This is a genomic window from Bacteroidota bacterium (assembly GCA_016213405.1).
GTDB lineage: Bacteria > Bacteroidota > Bacteroidia > Palsa-948 > Palsa-948 > Palsa-948.
In genome coordinates, this window is sequence record JACRAM010000038.1 from 18345 (window position 1) to 36125 (window position 17781).

17 protein-coding genes are annotated in these 17781 nt (G+C 39.9%); 4 read left to right on the plus strand and 13 right to left on the minus strand.

The annotated features are described in order from the left end of the window. Positions 1-66: 66 nt before the first annotated feature. Together ssb and mutY are read right to left on the minus strand one after the other, a co-directional pair. Positions 67-486 carry a single-stranded DNA-binding protein gene (ssb, locus tag HY841_04240; GenBank protein MBI4929949.1) on the minus strand — a complete coding sequence of 140 codons (420 nt, stop codon included), beginning with the start codon at positions 484-486 and terminating at the stop codon, positions 67-69. A gap of 85 nt (positions 487-571) precedes the next feature. Further along, positions 572-1642: an A/G-specific adenine glycosylase gene (gene mutY / locus HY841_04245; GenBank protein MBI4929950.1), complete on the minus strand. Its 1071-nt coding sequence runs from the start codon at positions 1640-1642 to the stop codon at positions 572-574. 89 nt (positions 1643-1731) lie between these two features. Here mutY and HY841_04250 point away from each other — a divergent pair, with 89 nt between their 5' ends. From HY841_04250 to HY841_04265, 4 genes are all read left to right on the plus strand, one after another. Then, entirely contained in the window at positions 1732-2028 is a 297-nt protein-coding gene (locus HY841_04250) for an HU family DNA-binding protein (GenBank protein ID MBI4929951.1), read from the plus strand. Positions 2029-2081: 53 nt separating this feature from the next. After that, positions 2082-2765, plus strand: a complete 684-nt coding sequence (locus tag HY841_04255; GenBank protein MBI4929952.1) for a hypothetical protein — start codon at positions 2082-2084, stop codon at positions 2763-2765. A 325-nt stretch (positions 2766-3090) separates the two neighbouring features. Then, entirely contained in the window at positions 3091-4641 is a 1551-nt protein-coding gene (locus HY841_04260; protein MBI4929953.1) for an Rne/Rng family ribonuclease, read from the plus strand. Positions 4642-4840: 199 nt separating this feature from the next. Then, the gene (locus HY841_04265; GenBank protein ID MBI4929954.1) at positions 4841-6157 is read left to right on the plus strand and encodes a hypothetical protein; all 1317 of its coding nucleotides are present in this window, start codon (positions 4841-4843) and stop codon (positions 6155-6157) included. Here HY841_04265 and HY841_04270 read toward each other — a convergent pair whose 3' ends face one another. The 11 genes from HY841_04270 to HY841_04320 form a co-directional block, all read right to left on the minus strand. Then, positions 6158-6316 (minus strand): hypothetical protein, encoded by a 159-nt coding sequence (locus tag HY841_04270; GenBank protein MBI4929955.1) that lies wholly within the window; start codon positions 6314-6316, stop codon positions 6158-6160. A 61-nt stretch (positions 6317-6377) separates the two neighbouring features. After that, complete coding sequence (gene groL, locus HY841_04275; protein ID MBI4929956.1) at positions 6378-8012, minus strand: chaperonin GroEL; 1635 nt, start codon at positions 8010-8012, stop codon at positions 6378-6380. A 110-nt stretch (positions 8013-8122) separates the two neighbouring features. Next, on the minus strand, positions 8123-8407 hold the full coding sequence (locus HY841_04280; protein ID MBI4929957.1) for a co-chaperone GroES: 285 nt from the start codon (positions 8405-8407) through the stop codon (positions 8123-8125). 226 nt (positions 8408-8633) lie between these two features. Beyond that, entirely contained in the window at positions 8634-8981 is a 348-nt protein-coding gene (gene secG / locus HY841_04285) for a preprotein translocase subunit SecG (GenBank protein ID MBI4929958.1), read from the minus strand. A 21-nt stretch (positions 8982-9002) separates the two neighbouring features. After that, positions 9003-9353 (minus strand): hypothetical protein, encoded by a 351-nt coding sequence (locus tag HY841_04290; GenBank protein ID MBI4929959.1) that lies wholly within the window; start codon positions 9351-9353, stop codon positions 9003-9005. A gap of 50 nt (positions 9354-9403) precedes the next feature. Beyond that, complete coding sequence (locus HY841_04295) at positions 9404-9928, minus strand: hypothetical protein (protein MBI4929960.1); 525 nt, start codon at positions 9926-9928, stop codon at positions 9404-9406. 116 nt (positions 9929-10044) lie between these two features. After that, positions 10045-10560: an LptE family protein gene (locus tag HY841_04300; GenBank protein ID MBI4929961.1), complete on the minus strand. Its 516-nt coding sequence runs from the start codon at positions 10558-10560 to the stop codon at positions 10045-10047. 149 nt (positions 10561-10709) lie between these two features. Then, positions 10710-11096, minus strand: coding sequence for a hypothetical protein (locus HY841_04305; GenBank protein MBI4929962.1), 387 nt, complete (start codon positions 11094-11096; stop codon positions 10710-10712). A 51-nt stretch (positions 11097-11147) separates the two neighbouring features. Continuing rightward, positions 11148-11423: a (2Fe-2S) ferredoxin domain-containing protein gene (locus HY841_04310; protein MBI4929963.1), complete on the minus strand. Its 276-nt coding sequence runs from the start codon at positions 11421-11423 to the stop codon at positions 11148-11150. A 96-nt stretch (positions 11424-11519) separates the two neighbouring features. Beyond that, positions 11520-16697 (minus strand): hypothetical protein, encoded by a 5178-nt coding sequence (locus HY841_04315; GenBank protein ID MBI4929964.1) that lies wholly within the window; start codon positions 16695-16697, stop codon positions 11520-11522. Continuing rightward, positions 16694-17773: a PorV/PorQ family protein gene (locus HY841_04320; GenBank protein MBI4929965.1), complete on the minus strand. Its 1080-nt coding sequence runs from the start codon at positions 17771-17773 to the stop codon at positions 16694-16696. Before HY841_04320 ends, HY841_04315 begins: the two co-directional genes overlap by 4 nt. Positions 17774-17781: the final 8 nt, after the last annotated feature.

The window sequence follows — 17781 nt, forward strand, 5'->3', positions numbered from 1 at the left end:
AATTAAAAAAAGATTACACAGATTATTTATCGGTGTAATCTTTCCGGTATCAGTGTAATCTAATATTTAGAATGGAAGATCTGAGCCGGCACTTTCTACAGCGGGAGCTTCTGTAGTTGCGCCATGGTTATTTTCTCCTTCTTTATCTCGCTTCCTGTTTATAATCGTAAAAGTATCGGCAACAATCTCAATTGTGAAACGTTGATTGCCTTCTTTATCCTGCCACTTACGTGTTCTTATTTTACCTTCAAGATAAACGCGGTCGCCCTTTTTGAGTTCTGATTTCTCAACGCTCTCGGCAAGTGCGCGCCACATAACAATATTGTGCCACTCGGTTTGCTCTCTCTTCTCACCGGAATTTTTGTCTCTGAATGATTCGGTGGTGGCCAATGGGAAACTCGCAACAGTTACACCTCCTTCCAGATGCCTGATGTCGGGGTCTTTTCCTGCATTTCCCAAAAGAATTACTTTGTTAACTCCTCCCATAGTTTGTAGATTTATTTTGTTTGTTTAAAAACGATTGACAAAGGTAGAAAATAAAAGGAGCTTTCAAAATTTAAGAGGCTCGATTTCAGGCAATTTTTTCATCAAAATATCGCACTATAAGACGAGGGAAAGCATATTTATGTAATTGATTTTCATTTATATAAGTTGATTCCCTGTTTGTAAAAAAATTATTATTACCTGATTTCTTTACCTCCCAGAACCGCGCTAAAATGACCTGATGGCTGAGCACATGTTTGAAGGGTTGTGAAGGAATAGCCCATCCTAAATCCTTCCCGAAAGGAAGGACTTGCAGTTTATTTTCTCCCTTCCCTTTGGGAAGGGCGGGGGGGATGGGCTTCATTTCTTTTTTTGTCTCTACCAACGGAAAATCATAAAGGTTTTTCCAGATATCGTTTTCTGTTCGTTTTCTTATCAGGATTTTTCCCTTATTGCGAAAGACGAGATAGTTAAAGTAGCGTGTTCGGATTTTTGTTTTTTTAGATTTGATGGGAAGAACACCAACAAGGTTTTTTGAATAAGCGATGCAGGATTTTTTCAGCGAACATTTTCCGCAATCAGGATTTTGCGGAACACATTGAAGTGCGCCAAACTCCATCACTGCCTGATTAAATGTGCCTGGATTTTTTTTGTCAAGCAGTTCTTCTGCTTTCTTCTTAAATACCTTTTTTCCCTCTGAAGAATCAATGGGGGTTTTTATTCCAAAATATCTTGAGAGAACACGGAAAACATTTCCATCCACCACCACATGCGGTTTGTTAAACGCCAGCGAAGCAATAGCTCCAGCGGTGTAATCGCCAATGCCTTTCAGTTTTTTTATTTCGTCAAACTCGTTTGGAAATTTCCCTTTCAGTTTAGTGCTGATATGTTTTGCCGTGTGATGTAAATTTCTCGCCCGTGTATAATACCCTAGTCCCTGCCAGACTTTCATCACCACATCTTCTTTTGCTTTGGCGAGATGATGAATGGTCGGGAATAGCTGAACAAACCGTTCATAATAAGGAAGCCCCTGACTCACGCGGGTTTGCTGAAGAATTATTTCTGAAAGCCAAATTCGGTAGGGGTCTTTTGTTTTTCGGAAAGACAGGTTGCGCTTGTTTTTATCATACCATTTAATTATTGTCTTCGAAAAATCCATAAAAATGCGCTAAGTGGTTATTTATCAGGTACAAAAGTAGGATAGTTTAAGAGATAAATCTTATATTTGTCCAACGTAAAATTTCTTTTATGACCAAAGCAGATGTTGTTGCAAAGATTTCAGAAAAGACAGGAGTGGAGAAAAAAGAAACTATGGCGATTGTGGAGGCGTTCATGAGTGTGGTGAAAAATTCCATGTGTGAAGGCAAAAATGTCTACCTCCGCGGATTCGGAACCTTATATATAAAGAAGCGCGCCAAAAAACCAGGCAGGATTATTTCGCGCAACACCACCATCATGATTCCCGCTCATAACATTCCCGCATTCAAGCCCGCAAAATCATTTGGCAACAGACTCAAAAAGAGCCAGCCAGTAAAAGAAGATTAGTTCATCCCTTGATTTCCTCTAAACAAAAATTCATAATTCTTCTCTCAGTCGTTTTGGCTGCACTGTTGTATTTCGCTCCCAAAATACAATCAGAAGCAAAGCAGAACGAAAAAGAAAATTCTGATTTCACATCATCATTTGAAGAAGCGCTGAAAAATGCTCCGTCAGAACAGAAAGATATTTTTGCCCGGTTGGAAACAGGTTTGAAAAAAGCGGAAGCGGATAACAATGAGCAATCGTGGCTGGCTTCGGCAAATGATTTTCTTAAGGGAGCGCAGCTTATTAAGAGTGACAAGAAAGCTACCTTATATATAGGTGCGATTAAAGGATTTGAAAAAGCACTCAAATTCAGTCCTGAAAATCTTTCCATCAAGACAAATCTTGGAACAGCCATAGTGGAAAGCTCTTCTTTGATCGGAAATCAGCCAATGAAAGGCATTACACTGCTTCGCGAAGTAATTCAGAAGGATTCAAATAACATTGAAGCAAACCTCCAACTTGGATTATTTTCTGTAACTTCGCAACAGTTTCAAAAAGCGATTGAACGCTTCAACCGAATCCTACGGATTGATTCCACGCACATTGACATGTATGTCTACCTTGGCGATACCTACATTCAGATGGGAGAAAAGCAGAAAGCGATTGAGAGCTACGAAAACTATAAAACAAGAGTCAAAGACACTTTAATAATAAAGGATATTGACGAATACATTAAAAAATTAAAACAATCTAACTAACGATTTCACCGATAGCTAAATCGGCTCAATCAAAAAAGTAAACACTATGCCATCAGGAAAAAAAAGAAAGCGCAAAAAAATGAACACTCACAAACGCAAAAAGCGCCTGCGTAAAAACCGTCACAAAAAGAAAGGGCGTTAAAATAACCCCGGAAAAGCGGAACAGTGGAGTTGTGGATTAAAATTTAACCCATCCTCCGAATTTTATCTCTCCAAACATTTCGAGCAGAAATTTTCTTTAATGAAGAAGGTGTAATCACACGCTTCTTTCGTTTCATCTCACTTCCGTTTTTCTATCATCACAACAATCAATTACTATTATTAAATGAACAGCGAACTATATATAAACACAACATCATCAGAGGTTGTCATTGCTCTATTGCACGACAAGCGTCTGGTAGAACTTAACCGCGAACACTCAGACGCGGGATTTTCTGTAGGAGATATCTTCCTCGGAAAAGTCAAAAAAATAATGCCCGGTCTTAACGCGGCATTCATTAATGTGGGCTACGAAAAAGATGCATTTCTGCATTACCTTGATTTAGGTCCTCAGGTTTTATCTCTCATGAAATTCACAAATATGGCTCACAACGGAGCGCTCGGCACTCACCTGCTTAGTGATTTCAAACATGAGCAGGATATTGTGAAAACAGGAAAGGTAAACAAGGTGCTTCACAACAACCAGAACATGCTGGTGCAGATTATGAAGGAGCCGATTTCCAACAAAGGACCCCGCCTCACTGCAGATATTTCTTTACCAGGAAGATTTTTAGTGTTGATTCCTTTCTCCGATAAAATTTCCATCTCGCAAAAAATACGAAGACTGGAAGAGCGCGATCGTTTGCGCAGACTGGTACAGAGCATCAAGCCCAAAAATTTCGGAGTCATCATCCGCACGGTTGCAGAAAACCAAACTGTTGCTGATCTTGACACCGATATTAAAGACCTGATGGACAAATGGGAAAAAATGTTTCAAGCGCTCAAGGGCGCAACCCCACCGAAGATAATGCTCGGAGAAATGAACCGTTCCATCACTATTCTCCGCGATATGCTTAACGCATCGTTCTCAGGAATTTATGTGAACAATCAGAATCTTTACAACGATATAAAATCCTATATCCACACGATTGCTCCTGACAAAGAAAACATCGTGAAGTTTTACAAAGGAAACATGCCCATTTTTGAACATTTCGGAATTGACAAGCAGATAAAATCTTCCTTCGGGAAAATCGTGAACATAAAATCAGGTGGCTATCTTATCGTTGAACATACTGAAGCATTACACGTGATTGATGTGAACAGCGGGCATCGTTCGCATTCAAACAAAGATCAGGATTCAAACGCGCTTGAAATGAATCTGGAAGCAGCCGAGGAAATAGCGCGCCAGCTTCGCCTGCGTGATATTGGAGGAATCATCGTCTGCGATTTTATTGATATGCGCAATCCGAATCACCGCAGAACGCTGTACGAAAAATTAACAACTGCAATGAAGACCGACCCTGCAACTCATACCATTCTGCCTCCGAGTAAATTCGGATTGGTGCAAATTACGCGCGAGCGTGTTCGCCCTCAGGTGAAAGAAAAGACTACGGAGAAATGCCCTTCCTGCGGTGGAAGCGGAGAAGTGCAATCAAGCATTCTTCTTGCTGACCAGATTGAAAAGGATTTGAGTTATTTGGTGAGAGAACAGAATCAGAAAAATCTTACACTTGCGGTACACCCGTTCATTGAAGCTTATTTCACAAAAGGAATTCCGAGCAGAAAACAAAAATGGTTTTTAAAATACGGAAGAAGCATAAATGTGAAGCCCGTATCCTCACACCATATTTTAGAATATCATTTCTACAATAAGAATGAAGAGGAAATAAAGATTTAATCTAGATTAGGTAGATTTGCACCTGATGCAATTCAGGATTTCAAATCTTACCCGCACTCCTTTTTTATATCTTGCCTTTTTTGCAGCGCTATTTATAATTAATACTGCCAGAAATAAATTTGTATTTTATTTCCCTGCTGCGCAAGATGTAATTTTATTTTCCCTGATCATAGTTTGCTTTGCCGGAGTTTGTTTTTTAATGAGCAGACTTTTAGTGAAGGATAGTATAAAAACCGGCATCCTTACTTTGTCAATACTTATCTTTTCATTTTACTATTTTGATATTTATTATTGGCTGTTTGATTTTAAACCGCTAAGCGGAATTATTACAAAATTTTTGTTTTCAAAATTTCATTTAGTGCTGACAGGGATGATGTTTCTGATTTCTTTTAGTATTTTTCTTTTTCTTAAAAAAACGAAACGTTATCTCATTAGGTTAAACACCTATTTCAACCTTGTGTTTTTTATGTTTCTCCTGTTTGAGATATACAAAACAGCCACGTATAAAGAATTTAACCCTATACTACAGAATAAATTTAAAGCTAGCGAAATCCAGTCCCATTCCGATTCTATACAACAAAGAAATATTTATTACATCGTTCTGGATTCTTATACGAATTCTTCCAGTTTAAAAAAATATTGGAACTATGACAACGATACACTGGCAGGTTTTTTAAAGTCAAAAGGATTTTTCATAGCTGAAAAGAGCCATTGCAATTATAACTCTACTCCATTCAGCATTGCATCATCGCTTAATATGTCTTACCTGAATATTGAAAATTATGAACAGGCGCAAAAGGTTCAGATTTCGAAAGCCTATGACATGGTTAAAAATAGTGCGACTGCAGAAATGCTTTCGGCATACGGGTATGAAATAAAAAATTTATCTCTCTTCGATTTGAAAAATATTCCTGCTTTTTACACCGACCCCTTTTACCGAAAAACAAATTTATTTGACAGAACAATTTTCTTTCTGCTGACTGAGAGACTGGGAATTACTCATGAACACCGACAATTAATTTCTCTTGCAGAAATCAATCCTGAAATTTTTATGCGATTAATATCTGTCAGGGAAAAACCGTCTTTCTGTTATGCACACGTAATGATGCCACATTATCCGTACTTCTATGATGAAAACGGAAACAGAATGTCGGATGAATATGCATGCTCAGAGGAAGGAAGAAAAGAAAAATATCTTAAGCAGCTGAAATTCGCCAATCAGCAGCTGATGAAAACTATAAATTATATTCTCAGCCATTCAGAAGTAAAGCCAGTTATTATTATACAAGGCGACCACGGTTTTCGTGATTTTGCGGAACTTGGAAGCGAGGAGCAAATAAAAGAATCAAAAACAATTTTCAATGCCTGTCTTTTACCAGATGATACGCTAAAAAATTCAGCTTACGATTCTATTTCTCCGGTTAATTCTTTTCGAATTGTTTTCAATAATTATTTCGGAACAAAATTTTCCCTCCTTGAAGATAAATCTTGCAATACAGAAATAAAGTCAGAATAATTATTTTTTCTTCATGGCGCCAATGATCACTACCATTCCCCATGGGAGCGCCAGCGGAGCGATATAGATGGTAGAAATTCCAAAAATCAATCTTAACAGAATTACAATTCCAATGGTGGATGAAAATCCGATGAGGCCGATTTTGAGAATCTTGTTCACGCAGTAAAAATAAAAAACCCCCGACAATTGCCGAGGGTTTTCTTTTTCTGCTTGGAATTTATTAGTAATCCATTCCACCGCCCATTCCTCCTGGCATTTGCGGCATAGCGGATTTTTCTTCTTTGATATCTGCAAGAACGCATTCTGTTGTGAGAATCATTCCGCCAATAGAAGCGGCATTCTCCAAAGCTATACGAACTACTTTGGTTGGGTCAATTACGCCTGCAGAGATGAGATTTTCATACACATCGGTGCGGGCATTGAAACCAAAGTCGCCTTTGCCTTCACGAACTTTTTGCACAGCAATGGAACCTTCCACACCTGCATTTTCAGCAATGATGCGAAGTGGTTCTTCGAGCGAACGTTTTACAATTTGAATTCCTGTTGCTTCGTCTTCGTTGGAGCCCTTCATTTTTTCTATCGCGTCAATGGCGCGTAGATAAGAAACTCCACCGCCAGCAACGATGCCTTCTTCAACGGCAGCGCGGGTAGCATGAAGCGCGTCATCCACACGATCTTTCTTTTCTTTCATTTCCACTTCGGTAGCAGCGCCCACATAAAGAACTGCAACACCGCCAGCTAATTTAGCCAGGCGCTCCTGCAATTTTTCTTTATCGTAATCAGAAGTAGTAGATTCAATCTGGGCTTTGATTTGATTTACACGCGCAGTGATGTCGGATTTTTTTCCTTTACCGCCAACCAGAGTAGTGTTGTCTTTGTCAACGGTGATTTTCTCAGCTGTTCCGAGATAAGAGAGGTCAGCGTTTTCCAATTTGAAACCGCGTTCTTCAGAAATCAAGGTTCCGCCAGTTAATGTTGCAATGTCTTGCATCATTTCTTTTCTGCGATCGCCAAAGCCGGGAGCTTTCACAGCGCAGATCTTCAGCGCACCGCGAATTTTATTTACAACAAGAGTAGCAAGAGCTTCACCGTCTAAATCTTCGCAGATGATGAGAAGTGCTTTTCCTGTCTGAGCTGATTTTTCAAGGATGGGAAGAAGTTCCTTCATGGTGGACAATTTCTTGTCGTAAAGAAGAATGTAAGGGTTTTCCAATACCGCTTCCATTTCATCTGCATTGGTAACGAAGTAAGGAGAAACATATCCGCGGTCGAACTGCATTCCTTCCACAACTTCAACAGTTGTTTCAGTACCTTTTGCTTCTTCCACAGTGATAACGCCTTCTTTCTTCACTTTTGCCATTGCTTCAGCAATCAGTTTTCCGATGGTGGAATCGTTGTTTGCAGAGATAGTAGCAACTTGTTCGATTTTTTTGTTGTCATCGCCAACCGATTTGGATTGTTTTTTCAAGTCAGCAACAACTGCTTCAACCGCTTTGTCAATTCCGCGTTTCAAATCCATAGGGTTTGCACCGGCTGCAACGTTCTTCAAACCTGCCGTTACGATTGCTTGCGCAAGAACAGTAGCGGTTGTTGTTCCGTCACCTGCCAGATCGGCTGTTTTAGAAGCTACTTCTTTTAAAAGCTGAGCTCCCATGTTTTCTACTGCATCGGGCAGTTCGATTTCTTTTGCAACGGTTACACCATCTTTAGTGATTTGAGGTGCACCAAATTTTTTGTCAATGATGACATTGCGGCCTTTCGGTCCGAGCGTCACCTTTACAGCGTTTGCTAACGCATCAACACCGCGCTTCATCGCATCGCGAGCATCGGTATCGTAAGTTATTTTTTTTGCCATTTTGTTTTTAGATTTTAATTGTTTTTACTTTTTGTTTTGCATTTGTCATTTCGACCAAAGGGAGAAATCTCCTTAATGAGATTCCTCACTGCATTCGGAATGACAGTGTGTTATCCAATCACGCCAAACACATCATCCTGGCGCATGATTAAAAATTCTTTTCCATCAACAGAGATTTCTGTTCCGGAATATTTTCCGTAGAAAACTGTGTCGCCCACTTTAACGGTCATGGGTTCGTCTTTCTTTTTGCCGGGACCTACCGCTACGATGGTTCCTTTCTGTGGTTTTTCTTTTGCTGTGTCTGGAATGATGATTCCGCCAGCGGTTTTTTCTTCTGCGGGAGCTGCTTCAACGAGAACTCTGTCTCCCTGTGGTTGAAATTTTACTTTTGCCATGGTTTTGTTTTGTTTTATTTGATTTACCCCGTTGGATATTGTTTTTAATTTTTATTTCACTCCGCTGTTCAACGGGATTATCCTACGGGGTGAACTTTATTTTTACTTTTTCACGTCCCCTTTGTCAGTTATAGTGCCAAAGGCTTTTTTATTTTCTTATCGGACAATTTTTCCTGATTAATATTTTATTTACAACCGATGTCAGAATTTCTGATGACAGGATGGCTTACTTCGGTTGTTGCTGAGTCGGAGCTTGCTGTTGCTGAGCAGGCATAGAAGGAGCTCCGTTGCCAGGCATAGGCATTTCAGATTTCCCAACAATGGATTCTTTGGTTTCAGTTTTTCCGGCACCGTTTCCAACAATTGCTGCAAACGCTATGCACAGCACTACAAGTCCGCCAACAAATCCCCAAGTGATTTGCTCGATGAGCTCAACTTGCTGTTTTGCGCCAATGAATGTGTTGGTTGACATAAAGTTTGACGCGATTCCACCACCTTTTGGATTCTGAATGAGAACAATCAAAGTGAGAAGAACGCATACGATAATAATAAGGATGGAAAGAAAAGTAGCCATATCCCGAAAAGTTTTTAGTTATTACTTGTTTTTCTGATCCTCCAAGAGTTTTTTTATTTTCTCTAAAAGGGGAGCGAATATATGAATCTTTTCGGGATGCTTCACAAGCAAAATTTCGTAGGCACGGAGGGCTTTCGGGAGGTTGCCTTGCTTTAAATAGATGGTGGCAAGCGTCTCGGAAACGAAGGTTTCATCATCCTTAATGCTTTTTTTCGCCATGGCTTCGGCAGAATAGAATTCGGCTTTGGGTTTGGGAGCCGATTTAGCCGTTTGGTCAAGGAGAAAGTTATCAATGAGCTGATTCGTTTGCTTTTGCTGATTTACTTTTTGCTCAATCGCAGAAGCGGGAGTTTGTCCGCTCACTACTTTCATCCAATCGCCAAAAGAATATGTTCCTTGTTTGTGGTTTGTGGTTTGTGGTTCTATTGGAACTTGAGATTTGAGACTTGAGACTTTTCCTCAAGAATATCAATCGTCATTGAAGTGCGGTACGCTTCTCTCAGCATTTCTTTTTCCAGCAATTGAAGGTCATCGTATTCGTCTTTCTTTTCTTCCTTAATAGTCATTGGCATTTCCTGAAGGATAGCAATCGGTTCTAACTTTGGAAAAATTTCTTTCGGCTGTTCTTTGTCTACTGTTGACTGTCTACTGTCTATTTGTATTTCTTGAGATGGTTCGGCTTCGCTCACCATATGCTTGTGAATTGAGACTTGTGGTTTTTTCTTGATTAAATTGTAAAGCACCTTCCCGCTCGGAGCATAGGCAGAAGTGATGTGCAGATTTTTTTCGTAGTCAATGCTGTTTTGATTGTGAAGGTTTTTCAGGTACAGCATTCTTCCCGTTTGGAAATAGGGATACTCCTGCACCAATTTTTCCAGCGCGGAAATGGAATGACCGTTCAACTTCTCAGGAAAATTCAGGTATTCTATAAATTGATTGCGGGTCATAAGTCAATTACGAATGTACAAACTTAGATAGTTAATTGGTTGACTGGTTAATTGGTCAATTAAGGTAGAGTGAGGGGCTGTTCCTTAATTAACTAATCAACCAATTGACTCGGCTGTTACCAGTTAACCATCGCCTTGTTAAAAATATCCTGAACCAATTGCTTGTTGATGTCTTCTATGAGCGATTCCTGCACGGATGTTAAGCTTTGTGTGCTGGAATAATCTGAATAGCGGGCGAAACTTGTTTCAAAGTTTTGCTTTTCATCTTTTGCATTTGTAAATAGTATATGCACTGTGATGGTGAGGCGGTTGAGCGCTGCCTGGTCGTTGCTTTGGATGGCAACAGGTTGTGTAATGTAGTTGGTAATCTCGCCTTCAAAACTCAAATCTCCGCTTTGTGAAACGATGCCGAGATTGGTTTGCGAAGTGAAAATATCTTTTACCGCCTCGGTGAGCGACTGGCTGAGCGTGGGAGGAGCCAGCGATGCGTTGTTCTTGAAAGTTTGTATGGAAACGGTTTTTACATCGGGAGAAACGGATGCACCTGAAAAGGAGTAGTGGACTTTGCAGGAAGAGAATGCAAGTAAACAACAGACAATAGACAATAGACAATATTTGAATGCGCGTTTCATTTTAGAAATTAACAGATGCGAAGTTAGATTGCTTCGCTTCGCTCGCAATGACGATGATGAGTAAGAGAAGAATTTTTTTCATTCGGAATCTTTTCTCAAAGATAGGGATAAATATTTTGTTTGCGTTAGCGATTGCAGCGGCATATGAGTTACAGTTCTTTTCCTGCCGAATAATTTTTTCGGGTAATAACTTTCAGCAACTCTCTTTTCAGGATCAAATCGGTTACAACTTCAGAAAAGGATTTATCTGTTGCCTGTTCAACTGCTTTCTTGATTTGGGTTTCGCTGATGTCAATCCGATACATCAGGTTATAAAATGCCTCAGCCCCAGCTTCTCTCCGAAGGAGAGGGGAGTTTTTATGAGTCAGCATTTTTTCTATGTGTGGAAGAATCTGAGCAAATAGTTCGGCATAGGCGTTATCAGCAGTGCCGGAGAATTTTATTTCCAAACCTGCCATTCCGAAATCCTTGATGATTTGTTTTGCGGTATCGTTTAGAATGTCGAGGCGGTTAAAATATGGAGTTAAGTCTGTCATGAAAGAATCCCCCTACTTCGCTTTCCCTCTTTTAAGGGGAAAAAAGGGGGATTAGTATTTGTCTTTAGTCAGAACCAATCGCTGAACAGGGCGGTTATTGATAATATGTTCTTCAATGATTTCATCCACATCTTTCAGTTCAACGCCCGTATAAAAAATTCCTTCGGGATAAACAACAACGGTTTGTCCATAATGACAGACATCCAAACATCCGGCTCGTTGCGCCCGAACTTTAACCGAGAGTTTTTTTGCTTTCAGTTTTGTTTTGAATGCTTCCACGATTGCCATTCCGTGCGTTTCTCCGCAGAATGGTTTTTCTCCCGGCATTCCCTCGCGCTGGTTGGTGCAGATGAAAATATGTTTGTCGAATTTGAGCACGAAGCAAAAGTAAAAGAAAGAGAGATTGTAAAATCTGAAAGGCAATTATCTTATCAGATACATTTTGCCATATCCCTGTGTGAAAAACGGGTCGGCAGTTGTTTCCCGATGCTCAAGCGATTTGCCATCGAGCTGGGTAATCACACGGTAGAGATACAGTCCGTTTGCAAGCTGGTCGCCAAATTCATCTTTACCATCCCATGCATACTCAGTAATATTTCTGCCGATGTGAAGCCAACCGAGTTCCTGCTTATTTATTTCGCGCACCATTTTTCCGCTGATGGTGATAATCTGTATTTTGAAATAATCGGGAACCTCTGAACCGGTGAGCGTGAAAACAAACCGGGTGGAAGTTGAAAAAGGATTCGGGTAATTCAAAACGCTGGTGACGGTTGGCTTGTTAATCACTTCAAAAGAAATTTTGTATTCCACAATTCCTGAATTATTTCCGCTTCGGTCTTTTGCCTGAACTTTCAATTCATATATTCCATCCGGCAGAGCAGGCATATAATTTATTTTACAACTGTTACTTGGCAATACTGCCGGTTCAAATGTCATGCTGCTGCCAAACAAAACTGTATCATACGTTGTTTTTCCCGGACGTTTGAGGCGAACATCAAAATCAGAAGGGTCATTCAAAGCAAGAAAAGTATTTTCATCTTTCAGTTTTATGAGAATATTTGGTTTTGCCGAAACAAGGTCACCGTTCATGATGTGAACTCCGTCAAAGGTAACATCCATGAGCGGATTTATTTTATCTGTATTCACATTGAAAGGAATGGTGCCGATATTATTAAAATGATATTGTTCCAGTTGATGCTGCGCGTTAAATGGATTTGCTTCCACCCACAAACTGTTCAATCCGCCCGGAATATTTATGCCGTTGAGATTTACAGTCGGAAATTTTGTATTTGCAATTAAAAAACTGTCAACTAATAACGGGGCGAGCTTTACAGAAGGAAGAGGCACTTTACTCCTGTTGGAATCATACACCCAAAAGTCAACCCACAAACTGTCCATGTCATAATCGCCAATGTTTTCTATGGCAACGCTCATTTTAATGCTGTCGCCCTGTTGAATGCTTGGGTTATAGAATGTATAATTCTTAAAAGGATTCAGCGATGCTTCGGGAACTCCGTCATAATAAACTCTCCAGTAGGTTAATTGCGCGGGCATGTGTTTGATGCTGTCTTTCACCCAGGCAGTTAATTTCAAATAAGGATAAGTATCCGCGCTGATGGTGTTGTCAAGATTATATATGTCAAAACCGAGATAATCTTTGGAAATATTTTTTATCAGTGTGGCGGTATCGCCATTATTTTTTATTCCGATAACGGTTATTTTTATGGAATCCTGAGAACCGGGTGATGGCAAACGGTATTTCCAGTGCATGGATTCCCATTTGGATGCAGGACCCACTGTTTCAGAAAAAATATATCCGCTTTCTCTTTTTATCATAAGTGTATCGGAAAGAAAAGAGACCGTATTACTATTCGCTCCGAGTTCTTCAACGGCAGTGCCGCATTTTCTTCCTATGAGAATGTACGGATAATTATTTTGAATAGCGGAAAACTGCGTTCCCCCTATTGACATAAACGCCTGCACCAGCCCGGGATTTGTTGTGAGCGGATTTCCTCCGAGAATATCTCCGAGATTATGATTGCCGCTTGTATATAAAATCACTTTGCTTCCGCAGGGAATACTGTCCTGTAAAAAGGTTCTGAGTGTTTCCTGCTGTGAAGGAGTACTTGTGAGGAATTCAAAACGATTGCAGGGGTTAATTGGAAAACTTCCGTAATCGTTTCCGTTGATATTAGACCAAACAACTCCTGTAATCGGATTAATAACCGAAACTAATACATGGGGAATAAAAGCCGAAACAGATGAGTTAAATGATATCACCTGCCCATCCATATTAAAATATACGCTACCTGTCGCCTGTGTGCTATTGCAAGTTCCTACTTCAATGGCATGAGTTTGAAAATCCAGATCAAAAGACCGGTTCACTCTGTTGGTATCTATGTAGCTGAACTTATCGCCTTTCAGAAACTGAAAGAAGTGCGACTGCCCCCAGCCGCGCTTGTTCGGGATATACTGAAAAGAACTTTCTCTCCACCGGTAGGTTAATGTGTCAAGGTCATCTCTTCTTACGCGCCAGAAATAAACTGTGCTGTCAGGAAGAGAAGATAGAATTACGGGCAGTGGTGTTTTTATCACTGCGCCCATTTGTGTTGCATACTGAGTTTTTTTCTGAAAACTATTAAACAAATCTGTAGTATCTACTTCAAAAATATATTGAGCAGATAAAGCAAAAGGATTTGCGGTGTATGCTTTCAGTATAATGGTATCATTGGGGACAATGGCATATTTATACGGGTAAACAGGAATAATATCTCCCGAATAAATCAGCAGGGGAATTTCATTTGGAGGAATAATATTGTTGTTGATAAAATTATCCAGTTCATCAACTGAATTGAGAGGGTCAACATGCACTTCAAATTTATTTAAGCCGGGTCCATGAATGGGATCAACGGGCAAAGTAAATATTACGGTGTCTTTATAATATAAATATGGTAGCGTATCAGAATAAGAAACAGAAGTTCCGTCAACAAAAACCCGTTTTATGTCCACCTTAACGCTGTCGTTTGTGGCTTTTCCGATATTGGTGACAATCACATTCATATCAAATGAATCCAAATCGGTGGAAACATAAGCGGGAGTAAAATAAACGGAAGAATTATTTAAAGAATTATTTACTGCGTAGTCAGGTAATTTGCTTGCATGAATTACAATGGCGGGGTCTCCGTGCAAAGTCATTTCAAGGCAAGTGGCGTTTATATACATTGCTGTTCCGTTTCCTTCAATCGTGTCAATAGCAGACTGAATGCATTTGCCGATGGATTGGCCATATAAATCTTTTCCTATATTTTTATACAAATTAGATGCAAACTTGTCCATGTCAGGAGGGGTTCCGGGTCCGGAAGAAGCAAGAAAACCAATCATGCCCTTATCCGTAAGAACATAAATCTCGCTGGAGCTTTCTCCGTCCTGAATGGGTTTATGAATATCTCCGGCTGAACAACCATACGCACTGAAGAACGGGTATTTTCCATTTGAGTTATTATTGTATTGTTCAGGAGGAAGAAGATTATAATCAAATATGGAAGCGGAAGAATGCCCGAAGAAAGTGATGAGTGAAACACCGTTGTTTATTAATCCGCGAATTGAATCAGTGGGCGCGGTCTGAGTTGGTAACGAAGAATTTTTTTTGAATGTGTGCACATATCCGCCAAAACTGGTGTCTTCAAGGGTTGTTTCATATCCCAAAAGATAAGTGGTTATTTCCCCCTGCAGGCTGGGAGTATCTCCTCCTCTCAGATGAATAATATGCTTCATCCATTCATCGGGATTTGGCAGCGGATGTTCATACTTCCTCACCTTATCAAGGTAATTGGTAATGTCAGGATTATTTTTTGCCGCGAGACGCCCTAACGGAATTGCTGGTTTCATAAGATTGCCGTTAAGCACAGCAACCAGCATATTATCGCTGGTGGGAAACCCGATGGAGGGCACTAAACAATTTGCGTAATTGATTCCTGAAGGATCTGAATAATTGTTTCTGATAAGATCGGTTTGAATGGATTTTCCTATAAGGAAAAGATCTTGCGGCAAAGAAGGAAAAACATCCGTGCAGTAATCAGCAAAATGGCGAATGGCAAACGGATGTTTTGGAATGCCGTAGGCAAACTGGTCATATAATTCATCAATGTCAGCAACAATCACATTATGCCCGCCACCTCCGGAAGTGGAAGGATCTGCCCGGTAATTTTGATAGGCAAGTGCGCCCGACATCAAACTATTATGAGTAATGATGATGTATGCAGAATCAGCAGCCATTGCCGAATAATCAGTAAAAAAACCTGTGCCTCTTACCGGTTTTATAGACGGCACGGATAAAAAATGATTTTCAGATTTCACCACACAGAATTTTTCAGAAGCATTAAACGCATTCGGCACAAGCGCTTTATACGCGCCTCCGCTATTAGTCATCTGAATTTTTAAGTGATTGGTAAAATCATACAAATAGGCGGAAGAACTGGAGTCATTAAAATTTGTGAAACTGAAATTGGATTTGGATTGTTGAGAAGAATTGTCCGGCACGAACATTTCATAGTAAGTTTTATTTTCAAGATTCATGTTGTGAGGGAATTTCATCACTGCATAAGGAACTGTGTTGCGGCTGGCAGTAGCAGGAGCTACGGAAAGTGCTGTAACTACCAGCTCAGTTGATGCGCCAAAAGTAGCAGAGGGCAAATAATAAGCCGAATCAAAAAGAGAGTACCCGTTAAATGAATCGGTATCAAATGAAATATAATTGCCCAAAACATCTTTATATTTTAAATTAAACTTGTGATTATAAGTAGTAGCATAGTCATTAGATTCTCCCATTAAAGCAAGTTTAATTTCTGTTTGCTGCGGACAAACAGAACATGTGTTTGATGTATTAAAAGTAACAGTAAATTTATTTGTAGGGACATATTCATCGAAATCAACACCTGACCAGCCTTCTGCTTCGTGATATTCAGGAAAATTAATATTTTGGGCAGTGAATTTTCCGGCATAATAATTTGTATGGTTTTCAATAATAATTTCTTTCATGAAATAATTTGTCTGCGGAATCGAAGAATAGGCGGTATCGGTGTCAGGCACAATCCGGTTGTTGGCAGTTAAATTATTCCAGGTGAGAAAGTATGCCGAAGTATCGTTGAACAAACTGTAATACGGATTCGGCTGCCGAACTGGCTTGTCATATAAATCGCCTTTATAAAGGACGGAATCAAGCGAGCCGTCATTTTTCTGCCCGTAAAATTCTATGTAGTCGTTAGTATCTAATGTGTCATTTCCATTTTTGTCTTCCACATAAATGTATTGTTCCTGTCCGCGAAAGAAAATTTGAAAGTTGCGGGAATCCTTTGTTAAAGGATTAATTCCTGCATTTGAAAGCGTTTGAAAATCGAGCCGGTAAATTCCGTTTTTCGCTATGGGAATTTTGTAATAAGTTTGGGAGAAATTAATCCACTCGTTCCAATAAATCTGTGGCTGAGAAAAGCAAAAAGAAGAAGGCGAAAAGCAAAAGGCAAAAAAAATCACAATCTTTTTAACCTGTCCCGAAGGGATGGATTTCCATAACTTGTAATTTGTAACTTGTAATTTTTTCTTCATTTCGACTGTTTATTGATATCCAGCCTCACTGAAAACACATGTGAATAAAGAGCAACAGATTGATTGCCGATATCTGTTTTTGCATAATCAATGCTGATGCGTTTAATTTTTATGCCTACTCCGAAATTTGGTTGAAGCGTTGTAATGTTTTTTCCTGTTACATCCTGTTCATGCTGAATATTCAGGATTCCTCCTCTTAAAAATGCAATGCCTTTGTATCCTAACTCAAGCCCGAAGTGCGGGTCTGCACTGATGGGATTACTTTTAATAAGCACATTTCTCATTCCGTCAAATGTCATATCAACATTTAATTCTGCCAGCATTGATAAATCCTTCATCAAATCAAATTTTCTGGCTCCGCCAAGTATCAAGCGAGGCAAAGTAACTTCAATGGAGTTGGTTGGAATTTCATTGTTGGTATAGGCAAAAACATCTTTCATTTCCTGCGTCAGGTTGTAGCTCCATGCGTTGAAAGTAGAAGTGATGTCTCTTGCCATTGCTCCCAACTTCCATCCTTTGTATTCGTATTGTGCTCCCGCATCTAATCCGAATCCCCATGCGCCTGCAAAATCTCCAACAATCCTTCGGATTATTTTTGCATTTGCTCCAAGCCGAAGCCCTTTTATTTTCGGAGTGCGTGCGTAGGAGATAATAAATCCGTAATCAACAGCGGAGAACTGAGTGATCTTATCATAATCAACATTTCCGGAAGCATCAATCAGTTCGGTGGTGTTGGGGATATTGTCAACTCCAAAACGAATCATGCTTAAGCCAAAAGCGCTGCTGCTGTCAAGCCGCCTTGCAACGGCTCCGTAATCGTATTTGGCAATTCCGGCAAAATATTCTGAATGCATCAGACCCACCTGCATATCATTTTTCACACCAAGCAATCCTGCCGGGTTCCAGTATCCTGAAGTTACATCGTTCACAGATGCAATGCAGGAGTTGGAAAGCCCAAGCGCTCGTCCGCCCACACCAATGGCAAGAAACTCGTTGCTGTATTTTGGAGCCTGTGCTGAAAGCATATTTGAAAGAAATAATGCCAGAACAGGTAATAAAGATTTTATGTTTTTCATACTGAAGA